This is a genomic window from Magnetococcus sp. PR-3 (assembly GCF_036689865.1).
Taxonomy (GTDB): domain Bacteria; phylum Pseudomonadota; class Magnetococcia; order Magnetococcales; family Magnetococcaceae; genus Magnetococcus.
This window is the reverse complement of record NZ_JBAHUQ010000014.1, coordinates 1-18,364: the sequence shown is the minus strand read 5'-3', so window position 1 is coordinate 18,364 and position 18,364 is coordinate 1. Positions and strand designations below refer to the sequence as shown.

Below are 18,364 nucleotides of genomic sequence, written 5' to 3'. Positions count from 1 at the left end.
GACACCGACCTATCCGTTTTTTCTATACTCCCAACCCCGCCTAGAGCGGGGTTTTTTTTGTTCTTATACCAGCCAGAATCACCACCCCATATTTAGCCACCCCCTTTACACAGAATGAATCGTCACACCCTATAGACTGTGTGATAACCAGCCCCTCCCGCTTTTAATCGCTCACCAAGAACCAATCTAACCACGCTTCATAACAAACAGCTCAATAAACAAATTGGCTGCCAACGGTCAACAGGCTGCGCCCTGCGTATAAATCCTTCTTTTTCCCACCAACATCCCCCCAACCCATACAATCCTCTCCCTTCCCTCAGCATCAATTGTCGTGCTGACGCGGAATCTGTTATTATGCCCTCGTTTTTTTATCAACGATCACTACTCAGTTATTGAGTATTTAAACTAAAGCGAGGTCACCATGGCTGATACCGACGGTATGCAGGAGAGCAAAAATTACCACCTCAACATCCCCCAGGTGAACCCCCAGACCACCCTTAAAGGGTGCAACAGCCTGGACTGGGGCATGAAAAATCGTCTCTCTAAGATTTTCCGTCCAGATACAGGCCGTACGGTCATGCTGGCCGTGGACCATGGCTACTTCATGGGCCCCACCACAGGCTTGGAACGTATTGATGTCGACATCGTCCCCCTACTGCCTTGGTCTAATACGCTCATGTGCACCCGTGGTGTGCTGCGTAGCATGACCCCCCCCACCTATACCAACGGTGTGGTTCTGCGGGCCAGCGGTGGTCCCAGCATCCTTAAAGAGCTTTCGGATGAAGAGATTGCCGTAAACATGGAAGATGCCTTACGCCTGAATGTTGCGGCTGTTGCTGTACAGGTTTTCATTGGTGGCGAGTTTGAGACACGATCTATCCACAACCTCACCCGTTTGATTGATGCAGGTAACCGCTATGGTATGCCTGTTCTGGGTGTAACCGCTGTGGGTAAAGAGCTGACCCGTGATGCCAAATATATGCGCTTGGCCACCCGTATTATTGCTGAACTGGGGGCTGCTTATGTCAAAACCTACTATGTCGAAGAGGATTTTGAGACCGTCACCGCAGCCTGCCCCGTGCCCATTGTTATTGCAGGGGGTAAAAAGCAGCCTGAACTGGATGCATTGACCATGGCTTACAATGCCATACAGCAAGGCGCTGCTGGTGTGGATATGGGCCGGAATATCTTCCAATCCGACGCCCCAACCGCCATGATCCAAGCGGTGAATAAAGTGGTCCATGAAGAGATGAAGCCCAAAGAGGCTTATGCGCTTTATCAGGACCTTAAAAATAGCTAAACACGCCCATATGGGTTGGGGCGTTCTGTCCCAACCCACATTTTCTTTATGCCCCGTTTTAAAAAGGGACTGCCATGCAGAACCTATGGTCTGATGCAGAAGCCGCTGACATGCTGGATGCTTATGCCACTCTTTTTGGTGAAGCGCTAGCCATACGCACCTACACAAGCCACCTACTGGGTGCGGACCCAACATTGGTGTTACACGGAGGGGGCAATACCTCTGTAAAAACCAGCCAGACAGACCTTTTTGGCAATCCTCTCTCGACACTGCACGTTAAAGGTTCCGGGCGGGACTTGGCGGTCATGCAGCCAGATGATCATGTCTCCATGAATCTGGAGGGGCTTAAATCTCTGCGCCACCTGGAGCAACTCTCCGATGAGCAGATGCGCAACCAACTGGCCCTTAACCGGCTGGATCACACCAGCCCTATGCCCAGTATTGAGACACTGCTACATGCATGGCTACCCGCCACCTTTGTTGACCACACCCATGCAGAGGCCATCCTTACCCTAACCAACCGTACAGATGGTGAGCAGATCGTCCGAGAGGCACTGGGGGCGGATGTGATCATTGTGCCCTATATGCATCCCGGTTTTGAGTTGGCCAAACAAGCTCTGCTTGCCTTTGATCAACAACCGGATGCCCGCGGCATGGTTCTCATGGGTCATGGGCTGGTCACGTGGGGGGAGAGCGCCCGCAGCAGTTATGAACGCACCATTGATCTGATCTTTGCTGCGGAACGCTGGCTTGGCAGTAAAAGAGCCAGCCACGGACATGACCCCATTGTTAACTTAGAGGCCGCACAGCGTAGTTATCAAGAGCTGGCACCTAAGTTACGGGGCCTACTTAGCCCAGTTATGGCCGATGGTCCCTTTCCTAAACAGCGCATGGTTTTGCACCCCATCATCACGGAGAGCATGCTGCAGGCGGTCAATGCCATTGGGGCTGATACACTGCTTATGAGTGCCCCGATTACATCAGATTATGTAATCCGCATGAAACCCTGGCCTATGTGGCTGGATAACTATGATCAAATGGCCGGGCAGATCGAAGCATGGCAACAGCGCTATCAAACCTACCTGAGCACGCATGGAGGAGAACAGCCCCCTACCCCAACCAACACCCTGCCCAGTGTCATTTTTATTCCGGGGGTGGGTGCCGTTTGCATGGCGCAAAATCAGCACGAAGCGGCAATTTTAGCCGACCTAACCGAGCAAAATGTGCGTGTTAAGCAGTGGGTGAATAATACCGGAGGGACCTATAACCCCTTGTCGGAGCAGGCATGTTTCGATATGGAATATTTTATGCTCCAACAGGACAAAGTGGCGACCCCCACGGCCCCGCCGCTGACCGGCACCACTGCGGTGGTGACTGGAGCGGCGGGGGCCATAGGATCCGGTATTGTACGGCACCTGTTGGATCTTGGCGCCTGTGTTGCAGCAACGGATTTGGCCGGCCCTGCTTTAGATAGCTTAGTTGACGAGTTAACCCCGCTTTATGGCGATTGCCTGCTGGGGTTACCGATGGATGTAACGGACCCTGACGCCATTGCCCAAGGGTGGGCTGAGATGGTTAACCTTTGGGGTGGCGTGGATCTGGTGCTTATTAATGCCGGGCTCGCCCATGTTTCTACCCTTGCTCAGATGGAAAACGATAAGTTTGCCCGCCTGCAGCAGGTCAATGTTGAAGGCACGCTAAACCTGATCAAGCAGGCTGCCAACCACTACGCCAGTATGGCGATGGGTGGGGATATTATTCTTATCTCCACCAAAAATGTTTTTGCCCCTGGCGCCAGCTTTGGTGCCTACAGTGCCACCAAGGCAGCCAGCCACCAACTGGCACGGATTGCCAGTCTGGAACTGGCACCTCTTGGGGTACGGGTGAATATGGTCGCTCCAGATGCTGTATTTTCGGATGGCGACCGTCAGTCAGGGCTGTGGGCAACGGTAGGTCCAGATCGTATGAAAGCCCGCGGGCTTGACCAAGCGGGTTTGGAGGATTACTACCGAAACCGCAACTTGCTCAAAGAAAAAATAACGGCAGAGGATGTGGCCCGTGCTGTGGCCTACTTTGCCACCCGGCAATCCCCAACAACCGGGGCAACATTGCCGGTGGATGGCGGACTGCCAGACGCCACACCAAGATAACCCACCATGCCCGATCAACCATCCGGCATGGCGGTCTAGAAAGGGAATATAAATTCCCGGTTTTTCCCAGGTCGCAATGACCGGATGTTTTTGATGACCGTTGCTTTTAGCTGCGGTTGTTCTGTTGAGCAAGGGTGCCATGGGTAACATCATTCCATCACGTCTGATCACACTGGTCGAACATGGGCTGTTTGACGATCTGCACACCTTTTCGGAGCTAGAGTCTCGTCTGGCTGCGGTAGAGGATGTCGCATTACGTCAAGAGTGGATGGCTTGTCTGCTGCACGGATTACTGGCCACAGGCCGGTTAATGCGCATGACCGGCTTTCAACTCTGGGGCGATCTACCCGAACATTTGCGCGAGCAGATGGGGCTGGCCCATAACAGTGACACCCCGTTTCAAGCCATCTTCAAATCACCTGAAGGGGGCTTACATGCTGTCGGCGCCCTTTTCAGTGAAGATCGCGCCCCCCTGACCGCTAAGCAGCTCGCCCCATTTGCAGAAGCTCAACCTGCCGCACTGCGCCGGGTTTTAATTACCAATGCCAATACCCTACCCAACAAACTGCAAGGGGAAGCCCCCTGGTTTGCGGTGCGTGGGCCAGATCTGGATCAGTTAACCCAAAACGACTTTTTGGCGCTTCGCCAGTGGTTGCGTAGTGGCCGCAGTGAACCTCAACGCTTTCAGCCTGCCCCTGCCTTGGTCTCGGTTGCAAAAGAGAGTTTACAAGGACTGGAAAATAATGTTCGGCGTACGGTTGCCTTACCACCAACCGGTTTAACAGAAGCTCTACTGCTGACCTACCTTGAAGGTCTACAAGCACCTGCCACCGTGTGTGTAGCCATTAGTGGTGGCATGGCCAGAATGGGGAAAGTGTGGCGCTACCTTAACCGACATGCCAGCTCTCTAAGCTTAAGTGTTCTGCCTTTTCAACCCGCAGAACCCCATAAAGGTGCCACAGACCGCCCTAAGCTCAACCCTTGGGAACTACCCTTCTCCCTCTACGGGGACCGTGAAGCGGTGGATCGTTTTAGCCAATGGCGTTTTCATGGTGTAAAACTCTACCTAACAACCACAGAAGCACTACCCCAACTCGAGGCTTTTTTACAGGCCACCCCCCCCATGCTGCGCATTATTACCGATGCCCACAAGCTGGCGGGCAAAAGGCAAAGCCGTCATCCGCACCTATTTGAAACACTGGGGGAATTTGAGACCCCCAAGCAGGAGCCCCCCACGCTTTTCCTGACCCATAACCCAGAGCCTAAGCTGGCAGGGCGATTGACACCAGAAGGGGATGCCAAACCTCAATACAGCATGGAAAAAGAGCTGTTTGGCCCTACCATTCTGCCTTTGAGCTATCGCCGTGCGGTTCGTCATCATTTGGCTCGCCCTTATAAACTGCACCTTCCCCTGGTCTTTATGCCAACCCCGACCGATGGCCTGTCTCGGGAAGAACATTTACGCAGTGCCCAGTGGCGCGGGGCTAAACACATTTTAAAATCCTTACGGCCACACCGGGTACTCAGCACCCATGTGAACAGCAAAGAGGCCCAGCAGTTCTATACCTCGCCTGGACGCAGCGCCCCAGATCCCATGCGTGAAGGGTATGTTGTACGTTGTTTTGATGGCAAATGGCCTGCACATAAACGGGATGCACACTGGCTCTCACTACAAGCCGACCCTCCGATGTTATTGGCCCACAACCGATGCTTGGTTAAGGGAGAGCCCTGCCCACCGGTCGATGCTTTACTGCTGTTCCCTCAGCTTGAGGGCAAGTTGGATCTGCTGGATGCCATGCAACCTCTGCTGCGTCCAACCCTGCGGGGAGACACCCCCCACGCCCATATGATTATGCCTTTGGTCTTCCACCGGGGGTTTGATGAAAATGGACGGGTTGCAGGTGAACCTTTCGGCCTGGAAGATCTTAAAAACCTCCTCATGGCCCTAAAAGGAATGGACAGCCAACTGGCGGCTCAGCTTCATGAAATTCGTCTTCGTGAGGGGATGACCAAACAGCTGGATACCGAACCCCTATGGCAGTTATTAGAAATCACCGGCCATGGTGTGGATAGTAGCGATTTTAAAGCACGCTTTGGCGCTGACCTCATAGAAGCCCTAGGGGGCCAATGGGATAGCATGCTGGGAGCTTTTGCAACTCAAGCCAAGCTGTTACCACCGGACACCCTGTTTCAGACAGAGGATGAAACCCTAGAACGGTGGGTCAAGCGGCAACGCAAAGCCTATGAGCTTGGTTCAATGCCCAAGCCCCGCATTGAAGCACTGGAAGCCGTTGGATTTGATTGGGATCCTGACGAAACCTATTGGCAGCTTATGTACCGTGCCCTGGTAACTTTCAAACAACAAGAAGGACATGATGACGTTCCTGAACCGTTTGAGAAGAACCCTGAACTGTCAGGCTGGGTACGCAAACAACGCCGGGATGGCTTTACCGGAAAGATGTCTGACGAACACCGGGCACAGTTAGAACAGATACACTTTGTCTGGGATCTGAAGCAGGCCCACTGGGAAGGTATGTACGACACCCTACGTCAGTTCAAACAGAGCCACGGACATGATCGTGTACCAGAAGCCCCACCCGGAAACCCCGGACTGCACCGCTGGGTGACAGATCAACGTAAACTTTTTGCCGCCGGTAAGTTGGAGGTCGATCAGATCTTACTGCTGGATCAAATTCAGTTTGTGTGGGACCTGGAGAAGCAGGACTGGCAGATTATGCTGGCTAAACTCATGGCTTTTCGTGAGCAGTTTGGTGCCATTGAACCGGATTCTGAGACAGAACAAGAGCTCTTTAGCTGGGGCGATAAACAGCGCAAACTGCACCTTAAAGAGAAGCTACATCCCGAGCGCATCACAGCCCTTAACCGGATGGGCTTTGATTGGAACCCGACCTTAACACGGTGGTGGGCTATGCTGGATCAAGCCATTGCATTTCAGCGTGAACATGGCCACATATACCTGGCCAAAGAGGATGCTACACACCCGCAACTGGCAGCATGGTTATTGGAACAACGTAAACTGGGTGGTAAAGAAAAACTGCCTCAGGACCAAAAAGATGCCCTCTCTGCCGTCGGTATGGCTTGGGATCAGAAAGAGAATGACTGGCATAGCATGCGCATGGCGTTAGCGGCCTATCGCAACCAGCGTCGCCACTGTCATGTTCCCAAAGGGTGGCCAGAAAATCCTCAACTGGCCAAATGGGTTACCACCCAGCGCAATGCCCGTAAAAAAGAACAGCTATCCGATCATGCTATTGCCTTACTCGATGAACTGGACTTTATATGGGATGCTCAAGAGGTCTTTTGGGAGCAGATGTTTATTCAGCTGGTGGAGTACCACACCCTGTATGGGCACTGTAATGTACCTGACAACTACGAAGAAGATCCTGAACTTGCCTGGTGGGTAGAGGCGCAACGTAAAAGTCATAAAGTCGATAGCCTAGGGCAAGAGCGGACACAGCGCCTGGATGAACTGGAGTTTATTTGGGACCCCCAGCGGCTGATCTGGGAAGCCAACTATGAATCCCTGAAGGCCTACCATGCCAGAGAAGGGCACTCCACCATCTCCATTAATGATACGGAGCAACCTGCCCTGGCCCGCTGGGTACAACAACAGCGAACAGCAGGGAGTAAGGATCTGTTATCTGCTGAGTTGGTTGAAATGCTCAATGCGTTGGACTTTATTTGGGACACTAAACAGGCACAAGCTGAAGAGCTGTTCCAGGCATTACGTCAATTCAGACAGGAACAGGGCCACTGCGATGTACCTGTGGACTGGGCTGGCAATGCTCAGCTGGGACTATGGGTTCAGTTCCAACGGCAGACCTATCGGGATGGCAATATGGATCAACACCGTTTTGAACGGTTAGATCACTTAGGATTTAGCTGGTAAAGTATAACCATTCTCAACAGAGGGGCTTTCTGGCCCCTCCCCCCCTTTTTTTATAGGCCCCCTCCCCATTCAGCGCTATGATGAAGCTGAGTGGTATATGGCGACAGGGGGCTGTTATGGGTGGGGTAATGGGCCATGCATCTATACGTTCATACCGTTTTTTTAACCGGTATCTACCCTCTTTTGGCCTTTTTCGTACAACTAAACTTCATTTTTTAACGCTATTTTTTTGCCTAACTTTTATTCCCACAGCAGCCTTTGCCACCCCTCAAACCATTCTCTTGGTTCAGTCATATCATCAAGGTTTTCCGTGGTCAGATGATCTCTTTGCGGGCATTAAACATACACTGGCCCAAAATCGGCCCGATCTACGTTTACGCGTGGAATACCTGGATACCAAACAGCACCACTCTGCTGAACACTACCAAAATTTAGAAGAGCTTTTTCAGCATAAGTATCAGAACAACCCACCAGATTTGATCTTAACCGCAGACGATAATGCCTTTGACTTTATCAAACGGCTACGTCCGACCCTCTTTAAGGCTATTCCTTTGGTCTTTTGTGGTCTCAACCACTTTACACCCGAGCGCGTAGAAGGCATGCAACCCATAACGGGTATTGTGGAATCCACCAACTTTGATGCCGTCGTCAAATTAGGGTTAAACCTACACCCACAAATTAATCAAGTTGTTATTATTCATAGAGGGGATACCACAGGGCAAGCCAACCGAGCTAAGTTTGAAGCCTTTGCAGATCGCTTTAAAAAACGCGCACACTTTGTCTACTGGCAAGATCACACCCTTACGGAACTTAAAAAACGTGTTGCCAACCTGACCTCTCAAAGCATGATTGTTTCAGCTGGTGGGGTGATCAATACCGAACAGGGCGTGCCCATTTCTTCTGAAGAGGGTGTGCGGCAACTCTCTTCCATCAGCCAGGCTCCTATCTATAGCGCCTGGCTAATGCATGTTGGGCAAGGTGCCGTTGGGGGACAGATTTTAAGTGGTTTTAGCCACGGGCAAAGCGCCGCGCTTATGGGGTTAAAGCTGCTCAACGGCACCCCCTCCCACGCTCTGCCCATACAGCTGGAAAGCCCAAACCCCTACATGTTTGACCACCGTCAACTTGTACGCTTTGGCATTTCGGAAGATGCTCTACCACAAGGCAGCACGCTTTTACACCGCCCTTATACCGTTTTTGATCAATATGGTTTCTATATCTGGGTCAGTGTAGGGGTGTTTCTGCTAATGACCCTTCTATTAATTATATTTGGGGTTAATCTCCGTGCTCGCCAACAGGCTGAGGCCTCCTTTAAACACCTGTTTGAAGATGCCGAGGTTTCATTATGGAAAGAGGATTGGTCTGAAGTTTGGTGTGCCCTACAAAGTTTGCGCAGCAGTGGTGTTGAGAATATTCACCACCATTTACAGATCCACCCTCAACTGCTCCAAACTTGGATCAGTACCATCCGTGTATTACATGTGAACCAAGCCACATTAAAACTGTTTGAAGCGCCGAACAAAAGTGCGTTTATGCAGCAAATGGGCATCACTACTGCGACACGCAACCATAGCTCTTTTTTGCATATTATGGACGCCATCTGGCATCAACGCCCGATGATCCGTGTTGAAACCAGTTTGGATACGCTCCAGGGAAACGCCAGACAGTTACAGCTCTCCTTTCGAATTCCCACGACCGAAAAAGGGTTTGCAGCCCTTCCTATAAGCGTCATAGACATTACCGACCGCAAAGAGACAGAGCGCACCTTAAAACTGCGTCAACAGGAGGCAGAACAAGCCAATTTGGCAAAAAATGAATTTTTGGCTGTTATGAGCCATGAAATCCGTACCCCACTCAACGCCATTTTGGGAATTACAGATATTGTCTTACGTAGCGAACTGAACAGTACCCAACAGCACTATATGGAGATACAAGGTCGTGCCGCACGGAGCATGCTTGCACTCATTGAAGATATTTTAGACTTGGCAGGTATTGAATCCGGCCATCTTCATTTTCATCAACAGGCTGTTGTGTTAAGAACCTTGGTTCGTGATGTTCTTGAAGTTCATACTTTAAATGCCCAGAGCAAAGGGTTAGCGTTACACGTCGATATTGATGAGCAATTACCCGCACATATTAAAGGTGACCCTAAGCGGTTACGACAGGTCTTGCTGAACCTGCTTGGTAATGCCATTAAATTTACTGAACACGGTCATATTAAGTTGGAAATTCTGGCCAGAGCTAATCACACCTACCATATGAAGATCAGTGATACCGGCATCGGGATACCCGAACATAAGCTCAGAACCATTTTTGAACCTTTTACCCAAGTGGATGCCTCAATTACCCGTCAGCATGGTGGAGCAGGCTTAGGATTAACCTTATGCAAGCGCTTGATCCAAGCCATGGAAGGGGAGATAAGCGTTGATAGCGTACTGGGGCAAGGCACCACCTTTCATGTCATTCTTCCCTATGAGGATATCATCCACGGACAGCCACCATCAGCCCACACAAACCATTGGAACATCGAACCCAAAAATGATGATGCTGCGTCCGCAGCCCATATTCTTTTGGTAGAGGATGACCAGATCAATCAACTGGTCATTGAGGGGTTCTTGCAGGACACCCCCCATACATTGGATATTGTTGGCAACGGTCAAATGGCGGTGGAACGGCTGGACCATGGTGAAAACTACACCATCGTTATTATGGATATACGCATGCCTGTGATGAATGGCTTAGAAGCCACCAAGCATATACGCGCGCAAGAACAACATTATCAGTTATCCCCTACCCCTATTTATGCCCTTACAGCGCACGCTATGGAGGGCGATGCCGAACGCTCACTAAGAGCTGGATGTAATGGCCACCTGACCAAGCCTATCAGCCGTGAGACCCTGCTTGCTGTGATTGAACGCCACACAAAAATCGTTTAATCCGCCAATAAAACATGTTACAACGGATGGCGTTTCCCCACGGCATTAAAGGCGTTTTAACCTCAAGAACAAGCTGGAGAAATACTTTTTCACCTGCTTTTTTCTGCTTGAGTAATCAATGGTGTAAAATATAGCTTGTTACGCATTTTTACAAAAAACTGCACACAAGCGAGATAAATACACGTTGATTAGCCTTCCCTAATGGAAACAAAAATGGCATTATGTCGCAAAATTATGACCTGCAATCGCACGGTCAATGGAGCGACGGCCCCAATTTAGCGACCTTAAAAGAGAGGCGCAACTGGGGTTTATGTACAACGACGAATACTGATTTCCTTGGACTGGAGAAGAAAACATGTCTGAACAGCCCGACATCATCTATACCATCGTTGATGAGGCACCTGAGCTTGCCAGTGGTTCCTTCCTGCCGATTATCCAGGCGTTCACCAAGCCCGCGGGTATTTCCGTTGGCACCAAGGACATCTCCCTGTCCGGTCGTCTAATAGCGACATTCAATGATGTGCTCCCCGAAGAGCAGCGCATTCCTGATGCCCTGGCTGAACTGGGTGACCTCGTTAAAACGCCTGGTGCCAATGTCATCAAGCTGCCTAACATTTCTGCTTCCATTCCCCAGCTAAAAGCAGCCATCAAAGAACTTCAGGATAAAGGCTACGCCCTGCCTGACTATCCAGATGATGCAAACACAGATGCTGAGCGTGAGACCCAAGCCCGCTATGACAAGATCAAAGGTTCTGCAGTAAACCCTGTTCTGCGTGAGGGTAACTCTGACCGTCGTCCCCCTCCTGCGGTTAAAGCTTATGCCGCTAAAAACCCACATTCCATGGGTGAGTGGAAATCCACATCTCAGTGTAATGTTGCAACCATGAGTAGTGATGACTTCCACCACAATGAGAAGTCCACCACCATCCCAGCAGCAACCACAGCTAAAATTGAGTTTGTTGATGGTTCTGGTAACGTCTCTGTGCTTAAAGAAGGCATTGCCCTGCAAGAAGGTGAAGTCGTTGACGCAACCTTCATGAATGTTAAAGCACTGCGCACCTTTTTGGCTGAACAGATCGCTTTGACCAAAGAAGAAGGCGTGCTCTTCTCTCTGCACATGAAAGCCACCATGATGAAGGTCTCTGACCCCATCATCTTCGGTCACTGTGTAAGTGTCTTCTTTGCTGATGTCTTTGAAAAGCATGCCGCCACCTTTGCCGAGCTGGGTGTTAACCCCAACAACGGTATGGGCGACCTGGAAGACCGCATCGCTAAGCTGCCTGCTGACAAAAAAGCTGAAATCGAAGCCGATATCAATGCTTGCTTGGAAGCTCAGCCCGACATGTACATGGTGAACTCTGACAAGGGTATTACCAACCTGCATGTTCCTTCAGACGTGATCATCGACGCCTCTATGCCTGCCGTGATCCGTGCTGGTGGTATTGGTTGGGGTCCTGATGGCAACGCTGCTGACACCCGCTGCGTTATCCCAGATAGCAGCTACGCTGGTGTTTACGATGCCACCGTTGAGTTCTGCAAAAAGAATGGTGCTTTTGATCCTGCAACCATGGGTTCTGTACCCAACGTTGGTTTGATGGCGCAAAAAGCAGAAGAGTACGGTTCACACGACAAGACCTTTACCGCACCTGGTAATGGCACCATGCGTGTTGTGGATGCTGCCGGAAATACTGTACTTGAGCATCAGGTTGAAGAGGGTGACATCTGGCGTGCTTGTCAGGTTAAAGATGCCCCAATCCGTGACTGGGTTAAGCTGGCTGTTAACCGTGCCCGTCTCTCTGGTGATCCAGCCGTGTTCTGGCTCAGCGAAAACCGTGCTCACCACGTCGAGCTGATCAAAAAGGTGAATGAATACCTGAAAGATCATGACACCGCTGGCCTGGATATCCGCATCATGGGTCCTGTGGAAGCGACTGAGCTTTCTCTGGCACGCATGAAAGAGGGCAAGAACACCATCTCTGTCACCGGTAACGTATTGCGTGACTACAACACTGACCTGTTCCCCATCCTTGAGCTGGGTACCAGTGCTAAGATGCTCTCCATCGTACCACTGATGAATGGTGGCGGTCTGTTTGAGACCGGCGCAGGTGGTTCTGCACCTAAGCACGTACAGCAGTTTGTTGAAGAAGGTCACCTGCGTTGGGACTCACTGGGTGAGTTCTGTGCTTTGGGTGCTTCTTTAGAGTACATGGCCGATACCCGTAACAACGCCAAAGCCAAGGTTCTGGCTAAGGCCCTGGATGAAGGTACCGGTAAACTGCTGGATGAGAACAAGTCACCTCTACGTAAAGTTGGCCAACTGGATAACAAAGGTAGCCACTTCTACCTGGCCACTTACTGGGCACAAGCTTTGGCCGCTCAGAGTGATGATGCTGAACTGAAGGCACATTTTGCACCCATCGCCGAGCAACTGGCCGCCAACGAAGCTAAGATTGTTGCGGAGATTGATGCGCCTCAGGGCAGTGCTGTGGATACGGGTGGTTACTTCCGCCCTGACCCCGCCAAGGTTGCTGTCGCTCAGCGTTGCAGTGCAACCCTGAATGCCATCATCGACGGTTAATAATCGTCCTTGATTGCTGAAAACAGAAAACGGCCCTGAATCATCAGGGCCGTTTTTTTTATGCGCAACACCTGTCAAAGCACCCTAAATGCTGAGCTGACTTCATAGACCAATGAAGACGGATGACACATCATGGTTATGCCTGCATAATCAACATCAAACAAAAGGGGGTTGCCGTTACACCATGCACACAACGGCAACGTATTGGTTGCCTAAACCACACTCCCCGAGGGAGAAACTTCGGCGAGGTGTGAGATAGACACTGTTCGTGATCTAACGTTGGGCTCTAATCTTTTATTCATTCCAGGCATGTGGCACACCGTAAACTCAACCCCTGCCCCATGGTGGTGCAACACAGAATGATCACGGTTTATGGGATCAAGAGTCGATCATAAAGGCAGATGGTAGAACCACAAGGTTTGCACACCACCTGCATCCATACACATAGGCTTAGCTATAGAATTAAAACCATGCTCTTACTGGTTCAATGGAGCGATCAGGATTGGTGAACATTCCTATGTGCCAACAGGACTCGGTGGTCATTCGTTAGCAAGGCCCCTTGGGATAAAGCAAACCAAATATCGTTAATCCCATCTTACGTAAGGTCATATTTAATAATGATTGCAACACTCATAATCCTGGCCACCGTCACCTTTGTATCTATGATGAGCCCGGGTCCAGATATGATGCTGGTGATCAAATATGGTGGAGAGCGTGACCGCTGGCCCGCCGTTGCTTGTATCACCGGCATCTGTTGCGGTTTATTGGTTCATATCGGCTTTTCGATCCTGGGTATCGCAACCATGATCGCAGCTAGTGCCACACTTTTTACCACCATCAAGCTGATGGGTGCGGCCTATCTGGTATATATTGGCGTCAACGCCCTCTTTTCATCCAACCATCAGCCGTTGGATCACGCGTATCACACACAAACCACTGACCCAAAAACAGCTTTTAGGGATGGTTTACTCTGTAATGTTTTAAACCCTAAAGTGACACTGTTTATTTTGGCGGTCTTTACACAAATGGTCGAACCATCAACCCCGTTCTTGGATAAAATGGTTTATGGACTGTTTATTGTGTTAGAAGCATTTGTGGTGTGGACTATCTTTACCGCCCTGGTACGCACCAAGTGGATGTTGGCATTCATTCAAAAAAATCAGGTTGCCATTGACCGGATTACTGGCTTGGTACTGATCGGCTTCGGTAGCTCACTGGCGCTTGGTAAAGACAGATAGGGCTCACCCAACTTTACCTCATTAAGGTTCCACCCCTTATATAGAACTGAGCCCCCAGCACCAACAGCCTAAACTCATGTGAAAAAAAGCATTTCCGCATTACATAACCATGCTCTGTTGTTGGATAACAACCTTCTGGTCCAAGGTGCCGCAACACCGGTCACAAATGCCGTAATAGACTTGGATCGGCTCGGCTAAATGCCGCAACCCTGCTTTTTCAATCTCCTCCACATCATACCATTTCCAATGTACACGCAAGTTATTACAGTGACTGCAACGTTTGATCTGCTCTGCACACGCGTGGCGGTTTTCAGCAACGGTTTGGAAAGTTGTGTGGTGGTACAGCGGACGCTCCGATACCAACCGGTGCTGCATTTTGACAACACCGTTGATCGGTGGAAATAGTCTGACCTCCATTTCACGGCGCATATCAGGGCTATCACACCGGTAAGGGCAACTTAAAAGTTGATCCCCTTGCCGTACCATATGCAACATGGTCTCAACATAAATGCGGGTCGCACCGCCTTCTACATAATCCAGTAAGCTTTGCCCTACAACATGTTCAGCTAATAAATCTTCACACGCATTCTCTACAGCAAAATGATTCCAGGCTGTATTAACAGCACAAATGATATTGTCTTGACCGACCATCACTTCAACGGGGGTTTGCATGGTCTAACCTCTCTGCATTAGGTGACCTATGATTGTGCAAGGGTGTGTTCACGTTACCTTAGTACAGATGATCCATTGATTCAGTTGATGTCCTCCATTTTATCATGAAACGACTGCCTATGGGTTGATTCCCCGCGTAAAATATTTATCAATCACATTATGTTTGAAGAGCTCATCATCTTCTTACGGCCACTTCATGCACCGAAAACCGCCCTAATCTTAGGCTTATTTTCAATCATTCCATATCACTCAGGAGCCTACGCAGCGTGAAGAGTTTTTTTGATTTTCTCCATCAACTCAACCAATATCTTCGCACCCCTTTTATACCAACCTGGACACCCCAAGTCGGCGCGCTGTTGCTGGTTATGGCGATGGCCGTGTTTCTTCTCAACGGTAATTTCTGGAGTGTTTTTGCGGGTATCCGCTATTTAGGGGATGCCTTTAACAATTGGCTAGGCCTTGGCCCCCTTTTGGATCTGGATGATCATTTACTTCCCCCCTTAAAACACCGTTCTTTAATCTCAGATATTGCCATGGTCATGGGGGCTATGGGCGCGGCAATGCTTGCTGGTCAGTTCCGCCTGAGCCGACCAGCCCCCATGGAGTATGTTACAGCCATGCTCGGTGGATGCTTTATGGGCATGGGGGCCTCTTTAGCGGGAGGGTGTACCGTTGGCGGTTTTTTTAATCCACTGGTGTTTTCTTCACCAGCGGGTTGGATGATGTTATTAGGGCTTATGATCGGTGCTGCGCTTGCCATACGCGCAATGATCTGGGCAAAAAAAGTTCTACCGTGGGGAGGCACCCCAGAGCCACAATGTACGACCCCGCTGTGGCAAGTACGTTTTACTTGGCTTGGCTGGGTACCTATTCTAGGTGGCATGGCATGGGGCGTAAGCTGGATAACTCAGGCAGGAACAGATAGCACTTTGGCAAAACGCGGCTTTATCGTCATTACAGCCCTTTTTTTAGGGGTTGTTTTGCAACGTTCACGACTCTGTTTTGCTCAAGCCATACGGGAACCGTTCGAAACCGGAGGTGGTGAATATGCCAAAGCGCTAATGTTGGCCATCCTTTTAGTCACGCCCCTCGCCGCTTTGCTCATTACCCGCTTAAACATTGACCCCTATAGCATTATTCCCCCCAGGTTTTGGTGGGGCTCTTTCTTCGGTGGCATACTCTTTGGTGTTGGCATGATATTGGGTCAAGGGTGTGCTGCAAGTTCACTATGGCGCTTGGGTGAAGGCAACTTAAAGATGCTGGTTAGCCTATTCTTTTTTGCGTGGAGTGGCTCAATCAGCTTTGCCTGGTTACGGATACAAGGCTGGTTGGAGCTTGATGTTGACCTGGATTATCTTGACGGTGTACCGACGGTGAGCGATCTGGGGTATCAAGCATTTTTACCAGATCTACTGGATAGCTGGGGATTGGCACTCACTTTAACCTTGGGCATCATCATCATCTGGTTTTTGCTGATCGAGTATAATGAGAAGCACAAAACCTTTACGCGCTTTTAAGGCACCGACAAAAAAGCGATCCTGTATTGATACCACAGGATCGCTTTTTTCTTAGCGTATGGCTGCACCTAATTACAGTTTCCACTCTTCAGCTAGAAGATCTTCATCCCAATGGGCGGTGGCTTTTTGAGGGGTCGTTCCCTCGGCTTGCGCTTCTAGTTTCCACTCACTGGCAATGAGATCATGGTTCCAACTTTCATGTTGCACCACTTCAGCGTGAGCTGCTTTTTCATCCAGCTTCCACTCTGCGGCAATGAGATCATGGTTCCACCCTTGCGTCAGCTCTGAGCTAGAAACCGGCTTTACCCATGAACTATTACCCGGTTGCGGACTGAGCTTCCATTCATCGGCAATCAAATTATGGTTCCAACCTTGTGCATCTCCAACTGCAGGCACCACAACCATTGTCTCTTCTTCTGCCTGAAGGTCCAACTTCCATTCATCGGCAATTAGATCATGGTTCCATACCTTGGCAGCTTTCAGGTTGTCTGATGTTGCAACGACCTCTTCCTGTTGAGCAGGCTCTAGTGACCACTCTTCAGCTAAACAGCAAAAATCTGCGGCTTGGGTTGTTTGAGTCAAGATGGCAGCGCCCATCATGACAGCTATAGCAAACACATTTTGTTTCTTCATGATTATTTTCCTTCGTACGTTGAGTCCCATCTTCTTTTGATGGTCTCTATGGATCATCCCCCTTCCAATTCTTCCCACCAGAGGATGCGTCTTCCATATTTAGAACATTATTGTTTGCTAATATATCCATATTTAAATGTAATAGTTGAAACCAACATGTAACATTCTGTTTTTTTTGATATTTATCAAATTTAACCCAGGCTATATTTTGTCTTCATCACCTTTTTCATTTCAAATATTTGTTTAAAGCCATCTCATGCATTTAAATATCAAGATCAGACAAATAGACAGATCACCCAAAATGGCCCCTGAACCCACAAAATATCTAAACGCTCATGACAACGTGATCTAAAGCTAAGTGGGCCATGAAGCCAGTGTGCGGCATCGACCTGGAGTGGGCACCATGCGTGAACACATGATTTTTTGTTCACTTTTTTGAACCTATAAGCTGCGATCATGGAATAAATGTTAGACCCATGATCAAAACAGGAACTTTAAAGATTATAGAGAGTCAATGATGAGCACCGCACTTATAGAGGTGCGGTCATTCAGGAAGAGCTTTTTTTGGGGGGTGGAGAAGGCAGATGATATCCATCCCCCCTGCCAACCATCAAACATGATGATGACAGGGTATACCCTAGGGATTAAGTGAGGTTTGTGATGTATTTAAAATGGACCAAACAGGCACACGGCTTTCAACAAGCCACGTTTCCAAACCATAATTTTCAACTAACTGCCAATGTTGCACAAGAACGAATGGTTGATGGCCGGTCTATTGAGCAGCTTACCCCTTTGGGACGCCTTATTGTGCAGGAAACCCCAGGCAAACAGTTAACCCCTTTGTTTGGTACAGACCTGGCTTTTTGGCCAGAGATCAACGAAAAAATAGCAAAATTAAATCTAACACCAGAGATACAGGCTGAAATTATTGCTGGTATTTCAGAGGTAATCCCCAAACCGGAAGGTGAGCAGGTCCAGCGTTTTCGTCCACGTTTTGATGTTGGCAATTAACACATGCCAACCAGCATGCCATAAAGTGAGCGGCCCTCCTTCCCAGGAGTTAAGAAGCGTCTATGCTTGGTATATAACGTGTGTGTTTACACGTTATATACCTGTGTTAACCGGTACCACCAATACACATGGCAGAAAGCCAATCAGATACGCAACCAACCACGGGTGTTCTCCCCATTAAGCCCCTCCTTGTGTTACAGCAAGCGAGCATAGCTGGAAGACCCCGGATTAAAAGAGCAAAAACCTCTATGGTTCCTGCCTTTACTTTCCTACCCTGCCCTCACATAAAAACCACACTTTTTTGCCTGGGATAAGGAGAGACCTAAGAGATCATCCATAAATGAAGCATCGTATCGACACAAACAGGTCGCTATGCACATGGCCAGCCCCCCTTGCCCACAGGCGATAGACTTGCGCAC

At 49.6% G+C, this 18,364-nt stretch carries 10 protein-coding genes; 8 read left to right on the top strand and 2 right to left on the bottom strand.

Translation table 11 applies throughout. The features are described 5' to 3' along the window. Positions 1-421: 421 nt before the first annotated feature. The 6 genes from lsrF (at position 422) to V5T57_RS09560 (ending at position 14,112) form a co-directional block, all read left to right on the top strand. Positions 422-1,300: a 3-hydroxy-5-phosphonooxypentane-2,4-dione thiolase gene (gene lsrF, locus V5T57_RS09585; RefSeq protein WP_332890983.1), complete on the top strand. Its 879-nt coding sequence runs from the start codon at positions 422-424 to the stop codon at positions 1,298-1,300. A 74-nt stretch (positions 1,301-1,374) separates the two neighbouring features. After that, complete coding sequence (locus V5T57_RS09580; RefSeq protein ID WP_332890982.1) at positions 1,375-3,450, top strand: bifunctional aldolase/short-chain dehydrogenase; 2,076 nt, start codon at positions 1,375-1,377, stop codon at positions 3,448-3,450. Positions 3,451-3,589: 139 nt separating this feature from the next. Continuing rightward, positions 3,590-7,360 carry a helicase associated domain-containing protein gene (locus V5T57_RS09575; RefSeq protein WP_332890981.1) on the top strand — a complete coding sequence of 1,257 codons (3,771 nt, stop codon included), beginning with the start codon at positions 3,590-3,592 and terminating at the stop codon, positions 7,358-7,360. A 116-nt stretch (positions 7,361-7,476) separates the two neighbouring features. Beyond that, a complete protein-coding gene (locus V5T57_RS09570; RefSeq protein WP_332890980.1) occupies positions 7,477-10,296 on the top strand; it encodes an ATP-binding protein in 2,820 nt (939 codons plus the stop codon). A gap of 355 nt (positions 10,297-10,651) precedes the next feature. Beyond that, positions 10,652-12,874: an NADP-dependent isocitrate dehydrogenase gene (locus V5T57_RS09565; protein ID WP_332890979.1), complete on the top strand. Its 2,223-nt coding sequence runs from the start codon at positions 10,652-10,654 to the stop codon at positions 12,872-12,874. 617 nt (positions 12,875-13,491) lie between these two features. Beyond that, positions 13,492-14,112, top strand: coding sequence for a LysE family translocator (locus tag V5T57_RS09560; protein ID WP_332890978.1), 621 nt, complete (start codon positions 13,492-13,494; stop codon positions 14,110-14,112). A gap of 99 nt (positions 14,113-14,211) precedes the next feature. On the opposite strand, the gene V5T57_RS09555 is transcribed toward V5T57_RS09560, so the two are convergent. Continuing rightward, positions 14,212-14,784, bottom strand: a complete 573-nt coding sequence (locus V5T57_RS09555; protein WP_332890977.1) for a hypothetical protein — start codon at positions 14,782-14,784, stop codon at positions 14,212-14,214. Between the two features lie 266 nt (positions 14,785-15,050). Between V5T57_RS09555 and V5T57_RS09550 the strand changes: the two genes are divergently transcribed. Beyond that, positions 15,051-16,301, top strand: a complete 1,251-nt coding sequence (locus V5T57_RS09550) for a YeeE/YedE thiosulfate transporter family protein (RefSeq protein WP_332890976.1) — start codon at positions 15,051-15,053, stop codon at positions 16,299-16,301. Positions 16,302-16,373: 72 nt separating this feature from the next. On the opposite strand, the gene V5T57_RS09545 is transcribed toward V5T57_RS09550, so the two are convergent. After that, the gene (locus tag V5T57_RS09545; protein WP_332890975.1) at positions 16,374-16,934 is read right to left on the bottom strand and encodes a hypothetical protein; all 561 of its coding nucleotides are present in this window, start codon (positions 16,932-16,934) and stop codon (positions 16,374-16,376) included. A gap of 660 nt (positions 16,935-17,594) precedes the next feature. Between V5T57_RS09545 and V5T57_RS09540 the strand changes: the two genes are divergently transcribed. Further along, complete coding sequence (locus V5T57_RS09540) at positions 17,595-17,945, top strand: hypothetical protein (RefSeq protein WP_332890974.1); 351 nt, start codon at positions 17,595-17,597, stop codon at positions 17,943-17,945. The last annotated feature ends 419 nt before the right edge of the window (positions 17,946-18,364 follow it).